Annotated in this window: 20 protein-coding genes; 7 read left to right on the top strand and 13 right to left on the bottom strand. The window is 39.7% G+C overall.

Going from position 1 to position 23,766, the window contains the following annotated elements:
* Positions 1-32 precede the first annotated feature (32 nt).
* From AAFN64_RS13930 to AAFN64_RS13875, 12 genes are all read right to left on the bottom strand, one after another.
* Positions 33-1,277, bottom strand: coding sequence for a sodium:proton antiporter (locus tag AAFN64_RS13930; RefSeq protein ID WP_347760879.1), 1,245 nt, complete (start codon positions 1,275-1,277; stop codon positions 33-35).
* Between the two features lie 143 nt (positions 1,278-1,420).
* Positions 1,421-4,786 carry a preprotein translocase subunit SecA gene (secA, locus tag AAFN64_RS13925; protein ID WP_347760877.1) on the bottom strand — a complete coding sequence of 1,122 codons (3,366 nt, stop codon included), beginning with the start codon at positions 4,784-4,786 and terminating at the stop codon, positions 1,421-1,423.
* Between the two features lie 82 nt (positions 4,787-4,868).
* Entirely contained in the window at positions 4,869-5,090 is a 222-nt protein-coding gene (locus AAFN64_RS13920) for a DUF2795 domain-containing protein (RefSeq protein ID WP_002986941.1), read from the bottom strand.
* 170 nt (positions 5,091-5,260) lie between these two features.
* Positions 5,261-5,833: a cob(I)yrinic acid a,c-diamide adenosyltransferase gene (locus tag AAFN64_RS13915; protein WP_300484991.1), complete on the bottom strand. Its 573-nt coding sequence runs from the start codon at positions 5,831-5,833 to the stop codon at positions 5,261-5,263.
* Positions 5,834-5,876: 43 nt separating this feature from the next.
* A complete protein-coding gene (locus tag AAFN64_RS13910) occupies positions 5,877-6,566 on the bottom strand; it encodes an ABC transporter ATP-binding protein (RefSeq protein ID WP_300484989.1) in 690 nt (229 codons plus the stop codon).
* 101 nt (positions 6,567-6,667) lie between these two features.
* Positions 6,668-7,447, bottom strand: coding sequence for a class I SAM-dependent methyltransferase (locus AAFN64_RS13905; RefSeq protein ID WP_347760873.1), 780 nt, complete (start codon positions 7,445-7,447; stop codon positions 6,668-6,670).
* Positions 7,448-7,518: 71 nt separating this feature from the next.
* A complete protein-coding gene (locus tag AAFN64_RS13900; RefSeq protein ID WP_347760871.1) occupies positions 7,519-8,970 on the bottom strand; it encodes a nicotinate phosphoribosyltransferase in 1,452 nt (483 codons plus the stop codon).
* 34 nt (positions 8,971-9,004) lie between these two features.
* Positions 9,005-9,739 carry a metallophosphoesterase gene (locus AAFN64_RS13895; RefSeq protein ID WP_347760870.1) on the bottom strand — a complete coding sequence of 245 codons (735 nt, stop codon included), beginning with the start codon at positions 9,737-9,739 and terminating at the stop codon, positions 9,005-9,007.
* The gene (locus AAFN64_RS13890) at positions 9,736-10,278 is read right to left on the bottom strand and encodes an RNA 2'-phosphotransferase (RefSeq protein WP_347760869.1); all 543 of its coding nucleotides are present in this window, start codon (positions 10,276-10,278) and stop codon (positions 9,736-9,738) included. Before AAFN64_RS13890 ends, AAFN64_RS13895 begins: the two co-directional genes overlap by 4 nt.
* Positions 10,279-10,286: 8 nt before the next feature.
* Entirely contained in the window at positions 10,287-11,123 is an 837-nt protein-coding gene (gene prs, locus AAFN64_RS13885; RefSeq protein WP_347760868.1) for a ribose-phosphate diphosphokinase, read from the bottom strand.
* A 125-nt stretch (positions 11,124-11,248) separates the two neighbouring features.
* On the bottom strand, positions 11,249-11,947 hold the full coding sequence (locus AAFN64_RS13880; protein ID WP_300484977.1) for an NUDIX domain-containing protein: 699 nt from the start codon (positions 11,945-11,947) through the stop codon (positions 11,249-11,251).
* Positions 11,948-12,000: 53 nt separating this feature from the next.
* Positions 12,001-13,854, bottom strand: a complete 1,854-nt coding sequence (locus AAFN64_RS13875; protein WP_300484975.1) for an ABC-F family ATP-binding cassette domain-containing protein — start codon at positions 13,852-13,854, stop codon at positions 12,001-12,003.
* Between the two features lie 115 nt (positions 13,855-13,969).
* On the opposite strand from AAFN64_RS13875, the gene AAFN64_RS13870 reads away from it, so the two are divergent.
* From AAFN64_RS13870 to AAFN64_RS13860, 3 genes are all read left to right on the top strand, one after another.
* The gene (locus AAFN64_RS13870; RefSeq protein WP_347760866.1) at positions 13,970-14,371 is read left to right on the top strand and encodes a hypothetical protein; all 402 of its coding nucleotides are present in this window, start codon (positions 13,970-13,972) and stop codon (positions 14,369-14,371) included.
* Positions 14,372-14,431: 60 nt separating this feature from the next.
* Complete coding sequence (locus AAFN64_RS13865) at positions 14,432-15,595, top strand: glycosyltransferase family 2 protein (protein ID WP_347760864.1); 1,164 nt, start codon at positions 14,432-14,434, stop codon at positions 15,593-15,595.
* Positions 15,596-15,678: 83 nt separating this feature from the next.
* Positions 15,679-16,983 carry a dihydrolipoamide acetyltransferase family protein gene (locus tag AAFN64_RS13860; RefSeq protein ID WP_347760863.1) on the top strand — a complete coding sequence of 435 codons (1,305 nt, stop codon included), beginning with the start codon at positions 15,679-15,681 and terminating at the stop codon, positions 16,981-16,983.
* 49 nt (positions 16,984-17,032) lie between these two features.
* Here AAFN64_RS13860 and AAFN64_RS13855 read toward each other — a convergent pair whose 3' ends face one another.
* Positions 17,033-18,046 (bottom strand): WYL domain-containing protein, encoded by a 1,014-nt coding sequence (locus AAFN64_RS13855; RefSeq protein WP_347760862.1) that lies wholly within the window; start codon positions 18,044-18,046, stop codon positions 17,033-17,035.
* A gap of 288 nt (positions 18,047-18,334) precedes the next feature.
* Here AAFN64_RS13855 and AAFN64_RS13850 point away from each other — a divergent pair, with 288 nt between their 5' ends.
* The 4 genes from AAFN64_RS13850 to AAFN64_RS13835 all read left to right on the top strand — a co-directional run bounded on the left by AAFN64_RS13850 (position 18,335) and on the right by AAFN64_RS13835 (position 23,748).
* Positions 18,335-19,852 (top strand): TROVE domain-containing protein, encoded by a 1,518-nt coding sequence (locus tag AAFN64_RS13850; RefSeq protein ID WP_347760861.1) that lies wholly within the window; start codon positions 18,335-18,337, stop codon positions 19,850-19,852.
* Between the two features lie 650 nt (positions 19,853-20,502).
* Positions 20,503-21,303, top strand: a complete 801-nt coding sequence (locus AAFN64_RS13845; RefSeq protein WP_347760860.1) for a nucleotidyltransferase domain-containing protein — start codon at positions 20,503-20,505, stop codon at positions 21,301-21,303.
* Entirely contained in the window at positions 21,260-22,324 is a 1,065-nt protein-coding gene (locus AAFN64_RS13840; RefSeq protein WP_347760859.1) for a nucleotidyltransferase domain-containing protein, read from the top strand. The genes AAFN64_RS13845 and AAFN64_RS13840 overlap by 44 nt, the downstream gene beginning before the upstream one ends.
* The gene (locus tag AAFN64_RS13835; RefSeq protein WP_347760858.1) at positions 22,324-23,748 is read left to right on the top strand and encodes an RtcB family protein; all 1,425 of its coding nucleotides are present in this window, start codon (positions 22,324-22,326) and stop codon (positions 23,746-23,748) included. Before AAFN64_RS13840 ends, AAFN64_RS13835 begins: the two co-directional genes overlap by 1 nt.
* Positions 23,749-23,766 lie beyond the last annotated feature (18 nt).

The following is a 23,766-nucleotide window of genomic DNA, read 5'->3' as shown; positions in this document are numbered from 1 at the left end:
AAAACCTGTCAGGTGTGAAAAGATTTGAAACTTTAAACTTCTTTAGGTAATACTTTATTGGCCAGTTTTCCAATACTTAAGCCTTGTACTACGATGGAAAATACCACTACAAAATAGGTAATCGCAAGGATCATTTGTTTGTGTGGGCCTTCTTCGATTGATAATGCTAAAGCAATTGATACACCACCACGTAAACCACCCCAAACGAGGATTTTGATCGTTCCGCGGTTGAATTTTTTTTTAAATGGAATAACCAATGTTGGAATCCAGATGGAAAGGAAACGGGAAAATAGCACCAGTAGTATACAGATTAAACCGATTTGCCAGTAGCCTAAAATATTCGGAATCAATAGTAATTCAAATCCGATAAACAGGAACAGAATGGCGTTCATAATTTCATCGATCAGTTCCCAGAATTTATTTAGATAATCTTTGGTAATGGGAGACATGGCGGTTTTTTTACCATAGTTTCCAATAATAAGACCGGCAGCCACCATGGTTAACGGACCGGAAATATGCATCGCATGAGCGATTAAATAACCACCCATAACAACGGATAATGTAATTAAAACGGACACTTTATAATCGTCGATTTTACGCATCGCTTTCGATGCGGTTACACCCAATACCATTCCCAATAGGAATCCGCCGAGTGCTTCTTTGATGATTAGCCAAGAAATATGACTAAAGGATAAATCGATGTTGCGACCTTGCGCCAATTGCAGGATTACGGCAAAAACCACTACCGCCACACCGTCGTTAAACAACGATTCACCGGCAACTTTGGTTTCAAGCGATTTGGGTACATTGGCATTTTTCAGGATTCCCAATACGGCAATCGGATCGGTTGGTGAGATAAGCGCTCCAAACAACAAACAGTAAATAAACGGAATCTCGAGTGATAATAAGATCAGGATATTATAGAGCAGTACACCAACAATAAAGGTTGATAAAATAACGCTCAGTGTTGAAAAGACGATAATGGGCCAGCGTTGTTCTTTTAGATCCAACATGTTAATATGGATCGCTCCGGCAAAAAGCAGGAAGTTTAACATAGCGCCCATCAGGACTTCCGTAAAGTCAAATTCGGCGATAAGTTTGGAAAACCGAGTTAGGGTATCCGGGAAAATGTGTCCGAAAACAACCAGGATAATCGAAGTGATCATTGCGATGATCATTACTCCAATGGTCGAGGGAAGTTTTAGGAAACGAAGGTTTAAATAGGCGAAAAATGAGGCTAAAACGAGTAAAATAGAAAAAGAATAGTATAACTCCATACTAATAATTTAAAGGATTAGAAATAATTTTTATATCGGAAAAAAAGATAAGAAAAAAATAGAAAAAAGATGTTAAGCCTATTATAAAAATAAAAATCCCCCTGTAAAACAGAGGGATTTTTTAGTATTTGTGAGGATTAATGTTATTGGTTAACGATAACCCATTCGCCTGATGCTAATAATGCTTCGGCTTTTTTAAACTTCATTGTTTCGGATTTACCGGACATTACGTGTTTGATGGTCACGTTGTCGTTACGGTTAATCTTCGGAGCATCGCGAACGATGGTTTCCGTTACCGGTTGCTGTTGCGCTTGTTGTTGCATCGCAGCCTGGTGGTTACGCTCGGCAATTTCTTCCGAGTTTAGAACCTCTTCTTTTGAAATGGTGTAGTCTTCCTGTAATACCGGAACTTCTTCCGCTTCGTGGATGTTGTTCGGGTTTTGTGATGGAAGATCCCCTTTAAATAAGAATGAAATTACTTCTTTATTTACGTTATCCAACATGTTTTTAAACAGGTTGAATGCTTCGAATTTATAGATAAGCAACGGATCTTTTTGTTCGTGTACGGCTAACTGAACGGATTGTTTTAACTCGTCCATTTTGCGTAAGTGTTTTTTCCAGGCTTCGTCTACAATTGCTAACGTAATGTTCTTTTCGAAATCAGTCAGTAATGATTTTCCTTCTGTTTCGTAAGCTTTTTGTAAGTCGGTGAAAACATTTAATGATTTGATACCGTCTGTAAACGGAACCACGATACGCTCAAATTGTCCGTTGTTGTTTTCGAATACGTTTTTAATTACCGGGAAAGCTTCTTTAGCACTTCTTTCGGATTTTTCCGTATAGTGTTGTAATACGGCTTTGTATAATTTTCCAACTAGTTCACGATCGGATAAACGAGTGAAATCACTTTCTGAAATTGCACCACTGATAGCGAAATAACGGATCAAATCGAATTCGAAGTTTTTGAAATCTCCGGATGGTTTGTTGTGTTCCACTACCAATTCGCAAACGTCGTACATCATATTGGCTAAATCCACTTTTAGACGTTCTCCGTGTAGCGCGTGTTTTCTACGTTTGTAAACTACTTCACGTTGTGCGTTCATTACGTCGTCATATTCCAACAAACGTTTACGAACACCGAAGTTGTTTTCTTCTACTTTTTTCTGTGCTCTTTCGATCGATTTGGTCATCATCGAGTGTTGAATCACTTCGCCTTCTTTTAGTCCCATACGGTCCATAATTTTGGCAACTCGTTCCGATCCGAACAAACGCATCAGGTTGTCTTCCAACGATACATAGAACTGAGAGCTTCCCGGATCTCCCTGACGTCCGGCACGACCTCTTAACTGACGGTCAACACGACGTGAATCGTGACGCTCGGTACCGATGATCGCTAAACCTCCGGCTGCTTTTACTTCGTCTGTTAATTTAATATCGGTACCACGACCGGCCATGTTGGTTGCGATGGTTACCACGCCCGGTTTACCGGCTTCAGCAACGATTTGCGCTTCCTGTTTGTGTAATTTCGCGTTCAATACGTTGTGATTTACACCACGCATTTTCAACATTCGGCTTAATAACTCGGAGATTTCTACCGATGTTGTACCGATCAATACCGGTCTTCCGGATTCGGATAACTGAACAACATCTTCGATCACGGCGTTGAATTTTTCACGTACCGTTCTGTAGATTAAATCTTCTTTATCTTTTCGGGCAATTCCTCTGTTGGTTGGAATTTCCACTACGTCTAATTTATAGATTTCCCATAACTCACCCGCTTCTGTAACCGCAGTACCGGTCATACCCGATAATTTGCTGTACATTCTGAAGTAGTTCTGTAACGTAATGGTAGCAAATGTTTGTGTAGCCGCTTCAATTTTTACGTTTTCTTTGGCTTCGATCGCCTGGTGTAAACCGTCGGAATAACGACGTCCGTCCATGATACGACCGGTTTGCTCATCAACGATAAGGATTTTGTTATCCATGATAACGTATTCCGTATCTTTTTCGAACAAAGTATAGGCTTTTAAAAGCTGCGTTAACGTGTGAATACGCTCGCTTTTTACTCCGAAGTCTTGGAATAGTCTTTCTTTGGCTTCAGCTTCGTCTTCTTTTGAAAGATGTTGTTTTTCGATTGCGGCGATTTCGGTTCCGATATCCGGTAAGATAAAGAACGTATCATCCGTATCTTTTGATAGGAATTTGATACCGTTATCGGTCAATTCCACCTGATTGTTTTTTTCTTCGATTACAAAGTACAAGGCTTCGTCCACTTTTGGCATCTCACGGTTGTTGTCGGCCATATAGTGGTTTTCCGTTTTCTGAAGAATTTGTTTTACACCTTCTTCACTCAGGAATTTAATTAAAGCTTTGTTTTTAGGTAGAGCACGGTGTGCGCGTAATAACTGGAATCCACCGTCTTTGGTGTTTCCTTCTTTTAGCAAACGTTTGGCTTCGGTTAGGAATCCGTTTGCCAATTGGCGCTGAAGGCCATATAAGTTTTCTACTTTCGGTTTTAATTCGTTGAATTCGTGACGGTCACCTTGTGGAACCGGACCGGAAATGATCAATGGCGTACGGGCGTCATCCACTAAAACGGAATCCACCTCATCGACAATCGCATAATTGTGTTTGCGTTGTACCAATTCTGCCGGCGAATGTGCCATGTTATCTCTTAGGTAGTCAAAACCGAATTCGTTATTTGTACCGTAGGTAATATCGGCTTCGTATGCTTTTCTACGTCCTTCGGTATTGGGCTGGTGATTGTCGATACAGTCAACTGTTAATCCGTGGAATTCGAATAAAGGCGCTTTCCACGAGCTATCACGCTTGGCAAGGTAGTCGTTCACCGTTACCAGGTGTACACCGTTTCCGGTTAAAGCATTCAGGTAAATTGGTAGGGTTGCTACTAATGTTTTACCTTCACCCGTTTGCATCTCGGCAATTTTACCCTGATGTAATACCACACCACCGATCAACTGTACGTCGTAGTGGATCATATCCCAGGTAATTTCTTTTCCGGCAGCATTCCAGGAATTGGCCCAAACGGAATTATCACCTTCAATTACGATATACGGTTTGGAAGCCGATAACTCGCGATCTTTTGGCGTAGCGGTTACCGTGATATGGGTGTTTTCTTTAAAACGACGTGCGGTTTCTTTTACAACAGCAAAGGCTTCCGGTAGAATGTCCAATAAGGCTTTCTCAGTAAGGTCGTAAGCTTCTTTTTCTATAGCATCAATAGAAGCGTATAGATCTTCTCTTTTATCAATATCTTCCGTTTGTTCAACTTCCTGTTTTAAAGCCTCAATTTTCGCGTCTTTTTCAGCGCGGGCTTTTTTGATGATGTCTTTAAAATAGACTGTTTTCTCCCGTAACTCATCATTTGATAATGCCGCTAGTGGCCCTTCAAATGACTTGATTTTATTGATAAGGGGTTGGATTGCTTTTACGTCTTTTTGAGACTTGTCTCCTACAAAAGCTTTTAATATGCTGTTTATGAAACTCATAATTTTTAGTTTTCTAATAAAAGTGTGCAAATTTAAGCAAAAAAAAAGCCTCATAAGGAGACTTTTCATTGCTTTTTATTTTTTAGTATTCATCCTCGTTCCAAAGATAATCTTCGTCGGTTGGATAATCGGGCCAAATCTCTTCCATGGATTCATAAATCTCTCCTTCGTCTTCTATAGATTGCAGGTTCTCTACCACTTCCAATGGCGCACCAGTTCTAATAGCGTAGTCGATAAGTTCGTCTTTTGTGGCTGGCCACGGCGCATCGCTCAAATAGGATGCTAATTCTAATGTCCAATACATCTTGTTATCGATTTATAGTTTTATGCAAAAATAAATTTTCTACTGAAATAGTCAAGTAAAATTTTGTTTATTTTAAAAAAAGTTAAGAACGTGTGTCTGAAATCCGGTCAAATAAGCTGTTTTTGCCGGATTTCCGGAGTTATTCGCTAGTAAGATTCCAAACGACCGATTTACGATTTCCGTGGAATCCACTTTACTTCATCGGCTTGAAGGTCAAATGACAACTTTCGTGCCAAGACAAAAAGGTAGTCAGAAAGTCGGTTCAAATAGGTTAAAACCAAGGGATCGACAGGTTCCAGTTCATGTAAATGTGTCGCTAAACGCTCCGCACGACGACAAACACAGCGCGCAATATGACAATATGACACGGTGGTGTGACCTCCGGGCAATACAAAATGTGTCATTGGCGGTAAAGTCGTATCCATCTGATCGATCTCATTTTCGAGATACGCAATGTCTTCCGGCGAAATCCGATTGATATTGAGTCGCTGCTGACCGTTTTTTAAAACTTCTTTCTCCGGTGGCGTGGCCAGGATGGCACCTAATGTAAACAACCGATCCTGCACTTCAATCAATACGTTTTTATATAAGGTATTCATCTCCTGATCGCGGATTAGTCCGATATGAGAGTTTAATTCGTCTACGGTTCCGTAACTTTCAATACGGATATGGTGTTTCGGTACGCGGGTTCCGCCAAAAAGGGCAGTGGTTCCTTTGTCTCCGGTTTTGGTATATACTTTCATGATATTGCAATTTTTTGCTCACGGTTGTGAAGCAGGGTTGGGGTTATTTGTTTCTATTGTCGCTTTCGATAACACCATCGCGCAAACGAATGATCCGGTGTGCGTGTTCGGCGATATCTTCTTCGTGCGTTACCAGAATAACGGTATTTCCATTAGCATGGATCTCGTTAAAAAGATTCATGATTTCTACGGAAGTCTTACTGTCAAGGTTACCGGTTGGTTCATCGGCAAGAATAATCGAAGGACGATTAACCAGAGCACGGGCTACGGCTACACGTTGACGTTGTCCACCCGATAACTGGTTTGGTTTGTGATCCATACGATCGCCCAAGCCTACCTGATTGAGTACTTCGGTGGCCCGTTCGATACGTTCACTTTTGGAATAACCGGCATAGACCATAGGAAGGGCAACATTGTCTAATGCGGTCGTACGCGGTAACAGGTTAAACGTTTGGAAAACGAATCCGATTTCTTTGTTTCGGATTTCGGCCAGTTCGTCATCCCCCATTTTACTAACGTCTTTTCCGTTTAGGATATAATCGCCGGCAGTAGGTGTGTCCAGACATCCTAAAATATTCATCAGGGTGGATTTTCCAGAACCGGAAGGTCCCATTAAGGCTACATATTCCCCTTTGTTGATTGTTAAATCGATTCCTTTTAATACGTATACGGTTTCGTTACCCAAAGGGAAGTCTCTCGTAATTTCTTTAATTTCTATGATTGGTTTAGCCATTGCCTTTATATCGATGGTTGATTTTCGTTTTTAAAAATACTAAAAAGGTTTTTTTAATACCCTATAAGTGCACTAAACTTTAGAAATGTTACAGGAAATGATCAAACGCGTATGATGAAATGTTCTTTTTCCTGTTCGCGTCGGAAAAAAACAAAACCCCATTGAAAGGTGTCGATCGTAACGGTTACCTGCGGATGTTCTTTGATTTTTTGCCAGGCTTCTTCCATATCGACCGACCAATGGATGTCGTCGAATATCCAAAGCGTGTCATTGGTTATCGTGGGAAGCAAGGTGTCGAAATACCGTAGCGTGGCTTCTTTTTGATGGTTGCCGTCAAAATAAATCAGATCGTAGGTTGTGTTCCGATTGGTGACATTATCCAGATACGCCTGAAATTCGGAAACAACCGAATGGATGTTGTGATAACCAAATGTGGTCATGTTTTCGCGGGCGATACGAGCCGTTTCCGGACAACCTTCTATAGTGGTTATGTTGGCTTTGGAGTTTCCTGAAGCCAGCGAAGCGGTGGCCAATCCGAGCGAGGTACCAATCTCTAAAATGTTTTCCGGTTGGAAATAACGGACTAATCGGAACAACAAACGGGCTCTTTTTTTTGAAATCCCGGCATTTTTCGCAATACGGGCAACAGATCGGTTGTTGGATTTAAAAACCCGGGAACCGGCTCCAAAGTCGGTTACCGAAATCGTGGTGTTATTTTGTAAAAGTGCGTTTCTGTAATTTCCTAATGTGGTATATTCCGGCTTACCTTTTTTATCGTAAAAACATTTGGTAACCAGACTAAATACAAAAGGCGAATGTACACCATGTTGGTTTTTGGAATGCCAAAGGAATTTTAGGTAGGCGGCTATTTGATGGTACATCGGTTAAAAATTAAACAGCAAAGATACACAGTACGGCTTGTGTATCGATGCGGTTGGTTGTATTCTAAAGATTATTTTATTCGACTTCGGATTTCCTGTAAGCTATCGTCAATTATTAAAACACCGTCGCGGAAGATTTCCTTTAGTTCGCCTTTGGTTTCTTCTTCCCAGGTACAATTGTCTTTTAGTTGGAAATGACCGTCCGGATCTTTATAAATCTGTATCAGTCCTCTGGCAGATTTTTTGGTACCGTCGTCTGTAATCGGATCTTTGTAGATAGCGCGTCCGTTACCGTTAACCTCACCATAGGTCGCTTTCATGGCAAAGCCAAAAGTGTCGCGGGTGTTATATTGGTAGGTATAGGATCCGATTCCCAATACGACATTGGTCGAAGCAAATCCCTTTTGTTTTAATTGTTCGCAGATTTCCGTTGCTCTGACTACGGTAATACTGTCTCCGTAAATGGTACCGATTTGCGGAATTAGTTCTTTATAGCCTTTTGAATTCAACGTTCCTCCGAAAATATCCCAGAGAATTTCGATCACTCCTTTTTGTTCGTCCAATGTTTTCCCATTTTTATTTCCGCAGATAATGGCTACCGGATCACCGGAATCAGGACGAATTACGACTTTGCCTTCGCGGGTAATAATACTGTCTTTTAATCGGGGTAGGTAATCAGTTAGTACTTTCCATAAATCCCAGGTGTCAGATACAATCGATACAATACCTTTTGGATATATTTCTGTGGTTAATCTTTTAAAAGTTTCAAATTCACCTTCATTGGTTCCCATGCACATTACACTGTGTTCGGTTGCAGCAACAGAACCTCCAATAAGTTCGGAATCGGAATCGGCATTGTAGTATTGTTCCAGGAATTCTATTGCTGGGATGGTATCGGTTCCGGTAAAGCTTAATAAATGACCGGCACCGGAAAGGGTAGCGGCCTCTATTCCGGCCATTCCGCGCATCGAAAAATCATGTGCCTGCCAGTCGACAAATTCCGGAAGGGATGATGTTTCGGCAGCATAACGATCTAAAACTTTCCGGTACTGACGTGCTATTGTGGCCGATGTACACGGCATCCAGATTACAGCTGATAACAGGGTTTCGAAATAATTGGTAAGCCAGAAAAACTCCGGTAAGGTATTGTACATGGTAAACATCGGAATTCGGATCGGTACGGAACTGCCTTCCGGAAGGGCTTTAAATACCATTGGAATATAACCCAGATCGTGTAAATCTTCAATATGTTTGGTGCCTACCTGATTTTCACCCAGATAATTATTGATTCTTCGGGCATATTTTTGTACCACTTCCGTTTTTGGCTGCTGAAAAAAGTCCTTTTCAAAACTTTCAATAATATATTTTTTTATAAAGTACTGTAAACCAAAAAATACAACTTCATTAACACCTTCGATTCTGCTTTTTCTGGGTGTCCAGTTGGAATATACCAGGCTTGTCTGATCCGGATACTGGCGTCTGTGGTCTACTTTATAGCCGTCGGTTAATAGTAATGGGTTCATAGTGTGAGTGTATTATATTGTGAATGGTTTTGTTTTATTTATTTCTGCCTTTTTCATTTGGATAAAGATCGATTAGTTTATCGCTTTGCCAATATTCTTTTGTTGCGATATCCATTACCGATAGTCTTCCGGTAAATGCAGCACCGGTATCGATATTCCATACATTGCAACCTTGCATTGGAGTTGTTACATCGTATACCAAAGTTGGAGTATGACCTATAAAAATCTCATGGAATAGTAACAATCGCTTAGGATATATTTTTATGTTATCAACAACTCTGTAGTTCATGGTTAAAGCCATTTCCCATAAAGTTCGATCCCAGTTGTAATTGGAAGTATGAAATTCTTTTTCCGGTCCATGCATGGAGGTAAAGCCAGCATGTATAAACAAACGATTTTTACTGTCAACATAATAATTGTGCATGTTGTCAAAAAATACAAGATGCTCATTTCTTGTGGTTTCATCTACTTTTTCATAACTATCAAAAGTAGATTGACCTCCGTGTTGTAGCCAGGTTTTGTTTACTGTCCCGGTTTTAAGCCATTCTTCACACCAAAAATCATGATTCCCTTTTATAAAAATGCAGTTGTATTGTTGTGAAAATTGTATAAGATAACTGACAGTTGCAGCCGAATCACTCCAGCCGTCAACAAGATCTCCTAAAAAGATAAAAGTATCGTTTTGAGTCGGTACTGTTTTGGCTAAAACTTGTTCGAGGCCTTTTAAACCTCCGTGTATGTCGCCTATAACAAGTGTTCGTGTTGTCATTTTGAAATATATTTCGGGTCAACAAAATCCGTAAGCCACACACCGTTTTCAGACTGGTAAAATGCGATACCTTCATTGTGCATTTGCCCGGATAGTATTGTAAGAATAACCGGTTTGCCATGTCGGGAACCGACTTTATGTGCGGTTTCCTGATTCTGACTAAGATGTACATGCTGCCGATTCATTTTTTTTATGCCTTCTGTGCGGATAGCTCTTTCAAATTTTTCGGCTGTTCCGTGGAAAAGAAATTCAGGAGGAATTTGTGTTTCCAACGCTAGTTCTATGTCTAATGAATGTCCCTGACTGGCTCTTATTTTTGTTTGATCAGTATTAAAAGCAAATCTTTTTTTATCATTTGTTGCTACAATTTCTTCCAATTCTTCATTTGTGAAAATATAATTTTTAGCTGCCGATTTTTCGATAAGTTCGTCCACGTTTGCCCAACCGTTTTCATCCAGTTGTAATCCGATTTTTTCGGGTTGGTGGCGTAATAATAAGCTTAAAAATTTGCTTATTCTTTTTTTATGTTCTTCTGTCATGATTAATGTTACAAATGTTCTAATTTAATTTGTACGACATTTTCGTGATGGATAGCTTTAAACGAATCGGTCGTAAATATTTTAGTAAAGTAACCGGATAATCCGTCAAATCCTTTATTAAAGATGCCATGACTGATGGCAAGGTAAAGATTACCGGCATTTTTCTGTTTTAGTTCTTCCGCAAGACCTAAAAAAGTACCACCTCCGTCGCAAATATCATCTACGATCAGGCAATCTTTACCTTCCAGGTCGGTATCGTATACTTTAAAACCGGATAGTTTGCCCGTTTTGACATCACGGCTTTTGGAGCATTCCACCACTTCAATTCCGCCTAAGGCCTCCGAAACTTTATAGATTTTTTTTAATGCACCGCCATCCGGTGAAATCAGTTTTAGATCGGTGTTAAGATATTCGGTTACTTTTTTGATAAAAGCATGATTGTCCAGTACTTCGCAATTGTTTAAAAGTGCAGGAGTAACTTCAGAATGCGGATCAAATACGGTAATCTTTTGTAATTGTAGATTGTTGATGATATCAGCATATACTTTTACCGAAAGCGATTCCCCTTTAATCATAACCCGATCTTGGCGAGCCGCCGGAAAATACGGAATAAAGGCTTCGATTGTTTTTACGCCCATTCGCTTTAAGGCATCTACAGCAATACAAAACAGTCCAAGGTCGTTAAAAGAATTGATGCGTTGTGTTATGGTGATCATTTGATTGGGATCAAAGTCTGGGTTAATTTTTATATGCGGTTCACCACCGGAAAAAACAAACGATTGATACAGTAGTGCGTTTGCTGTTCCGTATGGGGTAAAGTCCGGTGTTAGATTAAGTGTTGTCATATTTGTGTTATTTTTACGCAAAGTTAAAGTAAAATTCTGATCTGAAAAAGAAATATGTGTAAAAAATACGCAAATTAATAATGTATTATTCTTTTTAATAGGTTATTTGCTTTGTAATTAGTGTTTTAGTTGAATTTTATTTCGAAATGAAATCCATTTAATTCCAGCTCACGGTATTTTTTTTCATTGAATTTAAAAAGTTTAGCCGGACGGCCACTTTTTACCGAAATAATTTTATCGGTTTCGTCAATGATACCAAATCCCAGTATTTTTTTTCGAAAATTACGACGATCGATGTTTTTTTCGAGTAGGGTAGTGTATAGATTTTCCAATTCGGAAAAAAGAAATTCGGTTCCCAATAGGTCAAATCCTATAGGCTGATAGGTAAGTTTGTTTTTTAAACGGGCAAAAGCGGTGTCGATAATTTCACGATGATCATAGGCCAGATCCGGAAGTTTATCAATCGGAAACCATTTGGCCTTTTCTGCATCGGTATTGGTAATGGTTGTTAAGGTCAGTTTGGAAGGATCGACCAAGGCAAAATAAGCAACAGAAACCACACGAAATCGTGGGTCACGATCAATTTTGTCGCCAAACGTATAAAGTTGTTCCAGATAGTTTACGGTAATTCCGGTTTCTTCCCTCAGTTCACGGGTTACAGCAGCGGTAAGAGATTCGTTGTTTAAAACAAAACCTCCTGGTAAACACCATAAGTTTTTGGTATCGCCAAATTTTTGTTTGACCAAAAGAACAAAAAGCTGGTTTTTCTCATAACCAAACACAATGGCATCCACTGCAATTTTTATATTTTGAATAATAGACATTTTGTTCTTTTAGTAATTATGTAAAAATAGGCTATTTATGCGAATCTTAAGTTTTATTCCATTTTAGCACTCAGTTCAAACCAGCGTTCTTCTTTTTCCTCCAATTGCGTGATGATTTGCTGTAATTCGTTGGCTTTTGCGGAAATAGCATCATCGGCTACTTTACCATCGGAAAAGAGTTTTTCAATCTCAGCTTTTTTGAATTCCAGATCTTTGATTTCGCGTTCTACTTTCTGAAATTCTTTTTGTTCGTTAAACGTAAGACCTTGTTTTACCTGGTTTTGTTTCCAGTTGACTTTTTCTTTGGCTTCTTCTTTTTCGGGTTCGGCACTATCTTCGTACGATCGGAAATCAGAATAATTTCCAGGGAAATCTTCGATCACACCCTGACCACGGAATACAAACAAGTGATCCACGATTTTATCCATAAAGTAACGGTCGTGCGAAACCACTAGTAAACAGCCCGGATAATCCAACAGGAAGTTTTCGAGTACGTTTAAGGTTACGATATCCAAATCATTCGTAGGCTCATCCAGAATCAGGAAGTTTGGGTTTTGAATTAAAACGGTACATAAATACAGACGTTTTAGTTCGCCACCACTTAGTTTTTCAACATAATCGTGTTGTTTTTTACGGTCAAACAGGAAACGTTCCAGTAATTGTCCGGCCGAAATGGTACGTCCTTTCGTTAGTGGAATGTATTCGCCGTATTCTTTAATGATGTCGATAACTTTTTGTTCCGGTTTCGGATTGATACCGCTTTGGGTGTAATAGCCCACTTTTATCGTTTCGCCAATAACCACTTTTCCGTTGTCCGGTTGGATGGTTTGGGTTAATATATTTAAAAAAGTCGATTTACCGGTTCCGTTTTTTCCGATAATTCCAATGCGCTCACCGCGGTTAAACGTATAGTCAAAACCGTCCAGAATGACGCGATCGTTGAATTTTTTGTAAACCTTATGGAGTTCGATAATCTTACTTCCCATACGTTCCATATTGATTTCCAGTTCGACCTGGTTTTCCTTACGGCGGCTTTGGGCTTTTTCTTTGATCACATAAAAGTCATCGATCCTCGATTTGGATTTAGTAGTACGGGCTTTTGGCTGGCGACGCATCCAGTCGAGTTCTTTTACAAAAAGATTCTGAGCTTTGTCAATACTGGCATTTTCGGAGGCAATACGTTCCTCTTTTTTAGCCAGATAATAAGAATAATTACCTTTGTATTGGTATAGTTTTCCGTTGTCGAGTTCGATGATTTCGTTACAAACGCGTTCCAAAAAGAAACGGTCGTGAGTTACCATAAACAGGGTTATGTTTTCTTTTGCAAAATAATTTTCAAGCCATTCGATCATTTCCAGATCCAAATGGTTGGTTGGCTCATCCAGAATTAATAAATCGGGTTTATTGATCAGAATAATAGCCAGCGCCAGACGCTTTTTCTGTCCTCCGGAAAGGTTTTTGACTTTAAGTTTGAGATCCTCCAGTTTTAGTTTAAACAGAATTTGCTTATACTGGGTTTCAAAATCCCAGGCATTGTGAAGTTCCATTTTTTCAAAAGCTTTCTGATAGGCTTCTTCGTCTTCCGGATTTTCAAGTGCCTTTTCGTATTGCTCGATTACCTTTAGTATTTCATTGTCGGAAGCGAAAATGCTTTCTTCGATCGTTAGTTCCTGTTGTAAACTCGGTTCCTGTGATAAGAAAGCCATTTTGATTTCTTTTCGCATTACAATCTGACCGCTGTCGGGCGTGTCTTCTCCGGTAATGATTTTTAAGATCGAAGTCTTTCCGGTTCCGTTTTTGGCCACAAAAGCAATTTTCTGGTCTTTGTTGATTCCAAAGGAAAGGTTTTCAAATAAAACACGTTCTCCAAACGACTTGGAAATATTTTCTACTGATAGGTAATTCACAACGTTACTTTTTTGCAAAAGTAAGCTTTATTTATAATTTTCGTTTTGAGAAAATTTTTAGAATGATAAAATAAGAAAAGAGCTACTTTTGGGCTCGTTTTAAAGAAAGAGAATAATGAAGTTAAGACTGATAAAGATTTTTACGATCGTAAGCGGATCGTTACTACTACATTCGTGTAGCTATGGTACCCATATACATGAGACTTTTACGCCATTAACAGAGACAATAGAGGCCTGTGCTACACCGCCGGAACAGGTGGATTTGTTTTTCGAGGGAGAAAAAATCGATTTTGATTATGTTAAAATCGGACTTATTCAGGTAGAAGGGGCTATAGATACATCACAGGAAGAATTGATCATTAAATTGAAAAAAGGCGCGCAAAGTAAGTGTGCCGATGCGATTATCGGAATTAAAAAAGTATACCAAACCAGAGAAAAGGGGTTGCTGTTTACCGATGTAAAACCGGAGGCTTATTCCTCTGAGGTTTTTTATGGAGTGGCCGTACGCAAACGTTAAAAAATAGTACAAGGTAAACATCTCCCACCATTTTGAACTTTTACTGTTTATATTTGTAGCATGCAGTTATCGGTTATTATTCTGAATTACAACGTTCGCTATTTTTTGGAACAATGCGTTTTGAGTGTGCAAAAGGCATTGCAAAATATTGACGCTGAGATTATTGTTGTGGATAACGCTTCCGCAGATGATAGTTGTGCGATGATGCGCGAACGTTTTCCGGAGGTGAAGCTTATTGCAAATCAGGAGAATCTGGGATTTCCCAAAGGGAATAATATAGGTGTCGCTCAGGCAAAAGGCGATTATGTTTGTATTCTGAATCCGGATACGGTAGTGGCCGAAGATACGTTTGAAAAAGTGCTTGCTTTTGCACAAAAACAAACCGATTCGGGGATTATCGGTTGTAAATTGATCGATGGTACCGGAAATTTTCTGCCGGAATCCAAAAGAGGCGTACCAACACCCTGGGTGGCTTTTACTAAAATTACAAGTCTGTATAAATTTTTTCCGAAAACAGGATTATTCAATCAATATTATGCACAGGATCTGAATGAAAATCAGACCGGAAAGGTGGCAATTCTTGTAGGTGCTTTTATGGTGCTGAAACGCGAACTTTATCTCGAAGTTGGCGGATTTGATGAAAATTGCTTTATGTATTCCGATGATATCGACTTGTCGTATCTGGTATTGAAAACAGGAAAATCCAACTATTATTTTCACGAAACCACGGTGATCCATTATAAAGGAGAAAGCACCGTAAAAGACGGAACCTACATGAAGCGTTTCCGGGAAGCGATGCAGTTTTTTTATCGGAAACATTTTAAAGCCTCGTTTTTCTTTACGGTATTTATGGAAATCGGAACTTTTGCTTTTGCATTGTTTAAAAAAAAGCAGACCGGTGCTAAAAAACCGATTGAAACGGAAGCCTATTGTTTGTTTTCCAACGATGTGGAAGTAAAAGAAAAATTAGAAAAACAGTTGCAAAAAAAGCTTTATTGGAATAAAGATATTAATGAAAATGCGTTATTTTCGCAATCGGATTTAAAAGGGGAACAAATTGAAGTCCTGTTGGATAATAATAGTTTTAGTTTCCGTGAAATCATTGCTTTTTTAGAGCGTAATAAAGCGGCGAAGTTTCGCTATAGAATCATCCCGGAAGGTAGTGCGTTCTGGATCGGAAGTGATAGTAGTAACGATCGCGGTGAGGTCGTAAAAATTAAATAATAATTGCGTTTTGTGGAATAATAAATCGAAATAAATACTAATTTTGCAAAGCGAATAAAGAAAAACAACTTTAGTTTAAAGATATGGCAAGGTTTGAATTAAAACTGCCCAAAATGGGAGAAAGTGTTGCTGAGGCAACGATAACCAACTGGTTGAAAAACGTAGGTGAGACTATCGAAGCGGATGAAGCGGTTTTGGAAATCGCTACCGATAAGGTAGATAGTGAAGTACCATCGGAGGTTTCCGGTACATTAACGGAAATCCTTTTTAATGTAGACGATGTGGTAAAAGTTGGTCAGACAATAGCCATTATCGAGACTGAAGGTGGTGCGGTAGCAGCTCCAAAAGCGGAAGCAACTCCTGCTGTTGTGGCAGAAGTAGCGAAAACCGTGGAAGCAGCGGCTGCAGTTTCGGCTCCTGCTGATTTTTCCGGATCGGATAAATTTTTCTCGCCATTAGTGAAAAATATCGCTAAAGAAGAAGGAGTATCGGTTGCTGAATTGGAAGCAATTAACGGTACCGGAAAAGACGGACGCGTTACGAAAAACGATATCCTGGAATATGTTAAAAATAGAGGTAGTCAGCCAGTAACGGCTCCTGCAGCGGTAGAAGCGCCTAAAGCAGCGGCTCCGCAACCGGTAGCAACGGCAACAAAAGCAGTTCCGGTTTCTGTAAACGGTGGCGATGAAATCGTGGAAATGGACAGAATGCGTAAACTGATCTCCGGTTATATGGTACAATCCAAACAAACTTCGGCTCACGTACAATCGTTTATCGAAGTGGATGTAACCAATATCGTAAAATGGAGAGATAAAGTTAAAAATGCTTTCGAAAAACGTGAAGGTGAAAAATTAACGTTTACACCAATCTTTATGGAAGCGGTAGCAAAAGCGTTACGTGACTTCCCGGGAATGAACATTTCGGTAGAGGGTGACTATATCATCAAAAAGAAAAATATTAACCTTGGTATGGCTGCAGCCTTACCAAATGGAAACCTTATTGTTCCGGTTATCAAAAATGCCGATCAGTTAAATCTGGTTGGAATGGCGAAAGCGGTAAACGATCTAGGAAACCGTGCAAAAGCAGGTAAATTAAAACCAGACGATACACAAGGCGGAACTTATACAGTAACGAATGTGGGAACTTTTGGAAGTGTTTTCGGAACACCAATTATCAACCAGCCGCAAGTAGGTATCTTAGCGTTGGGAGCGATCCGAAAAGTACCGGCGGTTATCGAAACTCCGGCAGGTGATTTTATCGGAATCCGTCAGAAAATGTTCTTGTCACACAGTTATGACCACCGTGTAGTAGATGGTGCCTTAGGTGGAAGCTTCGTGAAACGCGTTGCCGATTACCTGGAAGCATGGGATATCAACAGAGATATTTAATAAAAACGATTATATTGGAAAGCCCCGAAATTTAGTTTCGGGGCTTTTTTTATGGCTCGTAGCGTAGGTTGGCTTTTTCCAGTCGGCGTTTGATTGTTCGTGCCAGTATTTTTGGAGCCAGTACTTTTACGTTTTCTCCGAAACCTAATATTTCCCGTTCCAATTCAAAATTCAGAACAACATCAACACGGATTAATAATCCTTTTTCGTCTTCACTAAGGATTTGCTGTGAAGAATGCAGCGGTTTGGTTTTTACATAAGGTCCATTGTAAGGATCAAATTGTAAAATTACCCGATGCGCCCTGTCTTTTCGGGTTTTGGTTACACCGATAGCGTCTTCAAAATAGCGTTCAAAATCAACGCCTTCATAAGGGATGTATAAATCTTTGGATAAGGTATAAAAAGCCTCGATACGATCCAGTGCCAGTGTAACTAACGTGGTTCCTTTTTTGGGTTTGGTAATTAAAAACCACCGGTTCCGGTATTCTTTTAAAAGATACGGATGGTAAATATCCTGTCGGGATTCTTTAGCTCTAAATGAGCGGTATTCAATTAATAATGGCGTCTGATTTAGAATAGCCTGATATAAAGGTGTTAGATGTTCAATTCCTTTTAGTTGGGTATTGCTCTCAAATTGGATGTAATTCTTTGTTTTGCCGGACGACTTGTATAGGTTGTTCTCCAGGCGGGCAATCATTCCACTCATTTCGTCAAAATAGTTAAACCCGTTAAATTGTTTTAGCAGGGCAACAATTTCTTTCATTTTATCCATATCCGCATCATTAATCGGTGAGTTGGTAATGCTGTATTGCTCGTCTTCATACGAATAAAATTTCCGATCGGTTACTATAATAGGTGCATTGTAGCCCAAACGGTCGCTACGCATCATCTGAATATCCCCCTGAATGGTTCTTTTGCTAATACCGGTACTGATTCCTTCATATTCGTATAGGGCATCGGCTACTTTTTCGATCAGATCGTCCAAAGTCCATTTCCGAAATCGGTTGCGTAAACAATTATCGATGGTTTTATAGCGGATTAAAGCGAGTTTATTTGTTGCCATTTTTAATTAGAAATTAAGGATAAGATCAAATAATGACCGGATTAGCTTACGATTGTAAGGCAAAGATACTATTTGTTACGCAGTCTATTTGCGTAGTGTTTTATTTTTGATGTGAAATGTTATTTTTTTTAGTATTTAATTATTTTAAAATGAACTATTTATAAAATAATTGATAAAAATATTTTAACTGCGTATTTATGCTGCGTACTAAGGCGGTCATCTTTGCAATGTCAGGATAACACAACAGTCCGGCAGTTAAAACGAAGTGTAACAACAAAAAGTAAAACGATGAAATTCAACTTATTAAAAAGAGAAAGTAAAAGAATCATCAATCATGAAAGAGCAACGGCATACGTAATGTCGCCTGAAGAAGAATTGTATACCGCAGTTGTTACAACCGGATTAAGTGATTCTTTTTACGAAAAACAGGATGATCGATTGCAGCGAATTCAAAAATTAATGACTGTATGCGATCCGGAATTTGTTGCAAAACTGGCGGCGTATGCCCGAAATGAAATGAACTTGCGTTCCGTTCCGATGGTATTGACAGTGGAATTAGCAAAAATAACATCCGGAAATGCAACGGTGAGTAAAGCGGTTACCAATGTAGTGAAAAGAGCGGATGAGATTACCGAATTGCTAGCCTATTATCAGTTAGCTAACGAACGAAAAGAAACTAAAAAATTAAACCGACTTTCAAAACAGATTCAAAAAGGTTTGGCGGTATCGTTCAATACGTTCGACGAATATCAGTTTGCCAAATACAACCGGAAAGCGGAAGTGACCTTAAAAGACGCTTTGTTTTTGGTACATCCGAAAGCAAAAGATGCGAATCAGCAGGAGTTATTTAATAAAATAGTAAACAATACGTTGGCAATACCATACACATGGGAAACGGAGCTTTCGGTTTTGGGGATGGTAAAATTTGAAAATACAACTGTCCGTAATATGGCTTTTCGCTTAAAATGGGAAGAGTTGATAGAAAGTCGTAAAGTCGGTTATATGGCTTTGATGCGAAACCTTCGGAATATACTTGAAGCTAATGTATCGGCACAACATATCGCTATGGTTTCAGATTATCTGACGAATGAAAAAGCGGTTGTCGGTTCCAAACAATTACCATTTCGGTTTTTGGCGGCCTATCGGGAAGTGAAACAAATCAATTCGCCATTTACGTCCAGTATTTTGGAGGCTTTGGAAAAAGCGGTTGCGATAAGTGCGCAAAATATTCGTGGGTTTGGTTACGATACATCTGTAGTGATTGCTTGCGATGTTTCGGGGTCGATGCAAAAACCGGTTTCAGCAAGAAGTAAGGTGTTATTGTATGATATCGGTTTGATGTTGGGAATGTTGTTGCAATCCCGTTGTAAAAATGTAATCAGCGGAATGTTTGGCGATACCTGGAAAGTGATCAATATGTCAAGAAGCGCGATACTGGCCAATGTAGAAGAATATTACAGGAGAGAAGGCGAAGTAGGTTATGCTACTAACGGACATTTGGTATTGGAAGATCTGATTCGTAAAAACCAACAGGTAGATAAAGTGATGTTGTTTACCGATGCCCAGATGTGGAACAGTACCATGACTTTTAACTCGTTTGCCGGTTCCTGGAAAAAGTACAAACGAATTGCGCCACAGGCAAAATTGTATTTGTTCGATTTGGCAGGATACGGTCAGCAACCGATAGACATACGTGAAAATGATGTGTATTTGTTGGCCGGTTGGTCCGATAAGATATTTGATCTTTTAGATGCTTTGGAAAACAAAGAAACAGCCCTGGATAAAATCAATGCGATTGGGTTGTAGGTAGTACTCCCGCGGTTAAGAACATTGCGGGAGTTATAAAAAGAAATAAAAAAACAAGTGTCGTAAAAAAGAGTTACTTCGTATTTAAAGTATTTGGGACGCGGGTTCAAGTCCCGCCATCGGTAAGATGTAGCTCAGTTGGTAGAGCAAAATAAATACTCTTTTTGATAGGTTACCTTGTTTAAAAATAAAAACAGAATGTCGTAGAAAAAAGTTACTTCGTCACCATTTGGGGGAGGAATAGCGAAGTTGTAAAAACAGCAAGGTTATCCGGTTCGACTCCGGCAACGATGTGCCCCTGTACTTTTTTCGAATGTTGCTTCTGTTTCGTAAGTTGTCGTAAACAAATGTTACTTCGTTGGTAGATTAAATTGGGTTCGAGTCCCGAAAGTCATTTGTTGCTTGTTACGCTTACTAAAAGAGTGCCGTACTAAAGTGTTACTTCGTACAATTAAAAGGACCGATCACTTTACAAATGTTGCCTCTTTACAATTAAAACATAAATACCGGTGTCGTAAAAAGGAGTTACTTCGATTAGGGTTCGGGTAGTGTTGGTTCGATTCCGACGCTGTACCGTTAGTACAGTTAGTGTAAGGTCGCACGCCATGTACTCTTTTTGCTTGTTGCCCGGTTTATAAAAAAGCTTAAAAATGAAAACAATAATAGCAGAAAAATTAAAAGAAATAGAAAAGGCAAACGGTATAAAAATAGTATTTGCCTGTGAATCCGGAAGCCGTGCCTGGGGATTTCCTTCTCCGGATAGTGATTATGATGTACGGTTTGTATACATACGAAATAGTAGTGCGTATTTATCGGTAAAAGAAGTAGATGGACATCTGAGTTTTCCGATAACGGATGAATTGGATGTGTATGGATGGGATTTGAAGAAAGTATTGCAGCTCATGAATAAATCCAATACAACAATATTTGAATGGTTGCAATCGCCGGAAGTTTATTATGAAGAAAAAGGATTCCGCGAAGCACTATGGCAATTGTCGCAACGTTTTTTTAGCGAAAGAAGTAATACGTTTCATTATCTTGGAATCGCAAAAAGTGCGCTGTTGACTATGGAAGAGGGTAATGAAATAAAAATCAAAAAGCTGTTTTATATCCTTCGCCCTTTATTGGCTGCCAAATGGTGTGTCGAAAAACAAACCATAGCGCCCATGACAATCGGAGAATTGCTAACCGTACTACCGGATGAGGCTAAAGTGAAAACAACAATATTGCAGGTGATCAAGCAAAAAGAAACCGCAAAAGAAACCGATTGGGTTGTAGTAACCGGGGAACTCAGTGATTTTATAAAAACAACTTTTGAAAAAACAACAGAAGCCGTAAAATCGGTTGGAAAAGAGGTATTTGAAACCGAAAGTCTGGATGTCTTTTTTCAAACCATGCTAAAACGTTATGACAATACAGGAAATAAAAGAAAAAGGGCTGTTGCTGTTTGAGTGTGTCAGCGGTAGTAAAGCCTACGGTTTGGATACGCCGGAATCGGATACCGATCTGAAAGGAGTGTTTTATCTTCCTAAAGAACAGTTCTTCGGATTGGAGTATGTAGCGCAGGTTCAGAATGAAACCAACGATGAGGTGTATTATGAACTCGGTAGATTTATGGAATTACTATTAAAAAGTAACCCGAACATGCTCGAATTACTGGCAACACCCGAAGATTGTGTGTTGTTTAAGCATCCGATAATGGAACGACTCACAATGGAAATGTTTCTGTCCAAACAAACAAAGGATACTTTTGCCGGTTATGCGGTTACGCAGATCCGGAAGGCTAAAGGACTTAAAAAGAAAATTGTTAATCCTTTTCCCAAGGAGAAAAAAGAAGTATTGGATTTTTGTTTTGTTTTACAAAATTACGATGTGGTTCCGTTTCGCGATTGGATTAAAGCACAACGATATGATGAGGAACGCTGCGGATTGATAAAATTACCGCATTCAAAAGGATTATATGCTTTGTTTTACGATCAAATGGGAACGAAGGGGTATAAAGGAGTGCAGAAAAACAGTCATTCCAACGAAGTGAGTTTGTCGTCGGTGGAAGAAGGCGAAAAGGTACAAGTATATCTGTGTTTTAATGCAGAAAGTTACTCGTCCTATTGTAAAGATTATAATGCGTATTGGGAATGGGTTGAAAAACGCAATCAGGAGCGTTATGCGGTGAATGAAAAACATCAGGGCGGATACGATTCCAAAAATATGATGCACACGATACGCTTACTGCAGGTAGCTGAAGAACTCATGGAAACCGGTAAACTCAATATCAGACGTCAAAACCGGGAAGATTTACTGGCAATTAAAGCAGGCAATAAAAGTTATGAAGAACTGCTGCTGCTGGCAGAAAATATATTGGAGCGTATTGAATTTGGGGCTAAAGAGAGTGAATTAAATGATTTTCCCGATATCGAAAAAGCAGAAAAGCTTTTGATAGAAATGCGGGAAGAATTATACAGTAGATACTAATGGAAACAAAAATTACAGGAACCGATTTGATTTCGGTTGGATATAACGAAAATGCAGTCTTGGGATTGGCATTAAAAATTGCAGCGAAACAGAATGTTGGTCAGGATAAGATCGCGATGTTGGAGTTGTTGAAAAATATAAAAGAGAAACCGGAACACTATTTGGACGATGCAATATGGGAAGCATTGGCAACAAAGTTAATCGAAGAAGCCAATGCGCCTGTTGATCAAATGATCCCGTTGTTGGAAACCGGAAAAGAATACCGGGTATTTGGAGTCGAACATATTGAGGAAGGAGCTCAGGATCAGATGCGGGTGGCAATGCGGTTACCGGTTACGGTTGCAGGAGCTTTAATGCCGGATGCACATCAGGGGTATGGATTGCCGATTGGAGGCGTTCTGGCAACTAAAAATGCGATTATCCCGTATGGTGTCGGAGTCGATATCGGCTGTCGTATGGCTTTGTCAATCTATGATATTCCGGAAATGCATTTCTATGAAAATCAGGCGAAATACAAAAGAGAGCTGATTGCCAATACAAAATTCGGAGCCGGACACGGGTATCACGGACAACATAAAACACAACACGATATTCTCGACCGAGACGAGTTTAACCTGACGCCGTTTATTAAAAAGTTACAGGATAAAGCCTGGTCGCAATTGGGAACATCCGGTGGCGGAAATCACTTTGTGGAATTCGGAATCATTGAATTTGAACAGCGCGATGAGGTGTTAAATATTGATAAAGGACGTTATGTCGCGTTATTGACGCATTCCGGATCAAGAGGGATGGGAGCTACGATAGCCGGGTATTACACCCAACTGGCTAAAAAAATATGTAAGTTGCCACATGAAGCGGCCAACTTGGCGTATCTGAATATGGATTCGCAGGAAGGAATGGAATATTGGTTGGCGATGAATCTCGCTGGCGATTATGCTTCTGCCTGTCATCAGGTGATTCATGAAAAAATGCAGAAAGCTATTGGCGGAACATTGCTGGCACGGGTTGAAAACCATCATAATTTTGCATGGAAGGAAATTTGGAACGGCGAAGAGGTTATCGTACATCGAAAAGGAGCTACACCAGCCGGAAAAGGAGTGATGGGAATCATTCCGGGTTCGATGACGGCTCCCGGTTTTTTGGTGCGGGGAAAAGGAGAATCGGAAGCGATTCATTCGGCTTCGCATGGCGCCGGAAGACAGATGAGCCGTAAACAGGCGGTGAAAAGTATTACCAAAGCCGATATGCGTGAGGTGTTAAAAGAACACGGCGTGACGCTTGTTGGTGCCGGAAGAGATGAAGCGCCAATGGCCTATAAAGATATTACCGTGGTTATGGAAGCACAAAAAGAACTGATTGATGTTGTAGCGAAATTTACACCAAAATTGGTCCGAATGGCCGATGACGGAAGTCATGAAGATTAAAGTAAAAGCCCTGAAATT

It is taken from the genome of Flavobacterium sp. CAU 1735, assembly GCF_039888695.1.
Classification (GTDB): domain Bacteria; phylum Bacteroidota; class Bacteroidia; order Flavobacteriales; family Flavobacteriaceae; genus Flavobacterium.
Note: the sequence above shows the minus strand (reverse complement) of the source record. Positions and strands in the feature narration are given on the sequence as shown.

Excerpts from the sequence above, each read along its gene's own strand:
- AAFN64_RS13930 (WP_347760879.1), bottom strand. The coding sequence starts at position 1,277 with ATGGAGTTATACTATTCTTTTTCTATTTTACTCGTTTTAGCCTCATTT.
- secA (WP_347760877.1), bottom strand. The coding sequence starts at position 4,786 with ATGAGTTTCATAAACAGCATATTAAAAGCTTTTGTAGGAGACAAGTCT.
- AAFN64_RS13920 (WP_002986941.1), bottom strand. The coding sequence starts at position 5,090 with ATGTATTGGACATTAGAATTAGCATCCTATTTGAGCGATGCGCCGTGG.
- AAFN64_RS13915 (WP_300484991.1), bottom strand. The coding sequence starts at position 5,833 with ATGAAAGTATATACCAAAACCGGAGACAAAGGAACCACTGCCCTTTTT.
- AAFN64_RS13910 (WP_300484989.1), bottom strand. The coding sequence starts at position 6,566 with ATGGCTAAACCAATCATAGAAATTAAAGAAATTACGAGAGACTTCCCT.
- AAFN64_RS13905 (WP_347760873.1), bottom strand. The coding sequence starts at position 7,447 with ATGTACCATCAAATAGCCGCCTACCTAAAATTCCTTTGGCATTCCAAA.
- AAFN64_RS13900 (WP_347760871.1), bottom strand. The coding sequence starts at position 8,970 with ATGAACCCATTACTATTAACCGACGGCTATAAAGTAGACCACAGACGC.
- AAFN64_RS13895 (WP_347760870.1), bottom strand. The coding sequence starts at position 9,739 with ATGACAACACGAACACTTGTTATAGGCGACATACACGGAGGTTTAAAA.
- AAFN64_RS13890 (WP_347760869.1), bottom strand. The coding sequence starts at position 10,278 with ATGACAGAAGAACATAAAAAAAGAATAAGCAAATTTTTAAGCTTATTA.
- prs (WP_347760868.1), bottom strand. The coding sequence starts at position 11,123 with ATGACAACACTTAATCTAACACCGGACTTTACCCCATACGGAACAGCA.
- AAFN64_RS13880 (WP_300484977.1), bottom strand. The coding sequence starts at position 11,947 with ATGTCTATTATTCAAAATATAAAAATTGCAGTGGATGCCATTGTGTTT.
- AAFN64_RS13870 (WP_347760866.1), top strand. The coding sequence starts at position 13,970 with ATGAAGTTAAGACTGATAAAGATTTTTACGATCGTAAGCGGATCGTTA.
- AAFN64_RS13865 (WP_347760864.1), top strand. The coding sequence starts at position 14,432 with ATGCAGTTATCGGTTATTATTCTGAATTACAACGTTCGCTATTTTTTG.
- AAFN64_RS13860 (WP_347760863.1), top strand. The coding sequence starts at position 15,679 with ATGGCAAGGTTTGAATTAAAACTGCCCAAAATGGGAGAAAGTGTTGCT.
- AAFN64_RS13855 (WP_347760862.1), bottom strand. The coding sequence starts at position 18,046 with ATGGCAACAAATAAACTCGCTTTAATCCGCTATAAAACCATCGATAAT.
- AAFN64_RS13850 (WP_347760861.1), top strand. The coding sequence starts at position 18,335 with ATGAAATTCAACTTATTAAAAAGAGAAAGTAAAAGAATCATCAATCAT.
- AAFN64_RS13845 (WP_347760860.1), top strand. The coding sequence starts at position 20,503 with ATGAAAACAATAATAGCAGAAAAATTAAAAGAAATAGAAAAGGCAAAC.
- AAFN64_RS13840 (WP_347760859.1), top strand. The coding sequence starts at position 21,260 with ATGACAATACAGGAAATAAAAGAAAAAGGGCTGTTGCTGTTTGAGTGT.
- AAFN64_RS13835 (WP_347760858.1), top strand. The coding sequence starts at position 22,324 with ATGGAAACAAAAATTACAGGAACCGATTTGATTTCGGTTGGATATAAC.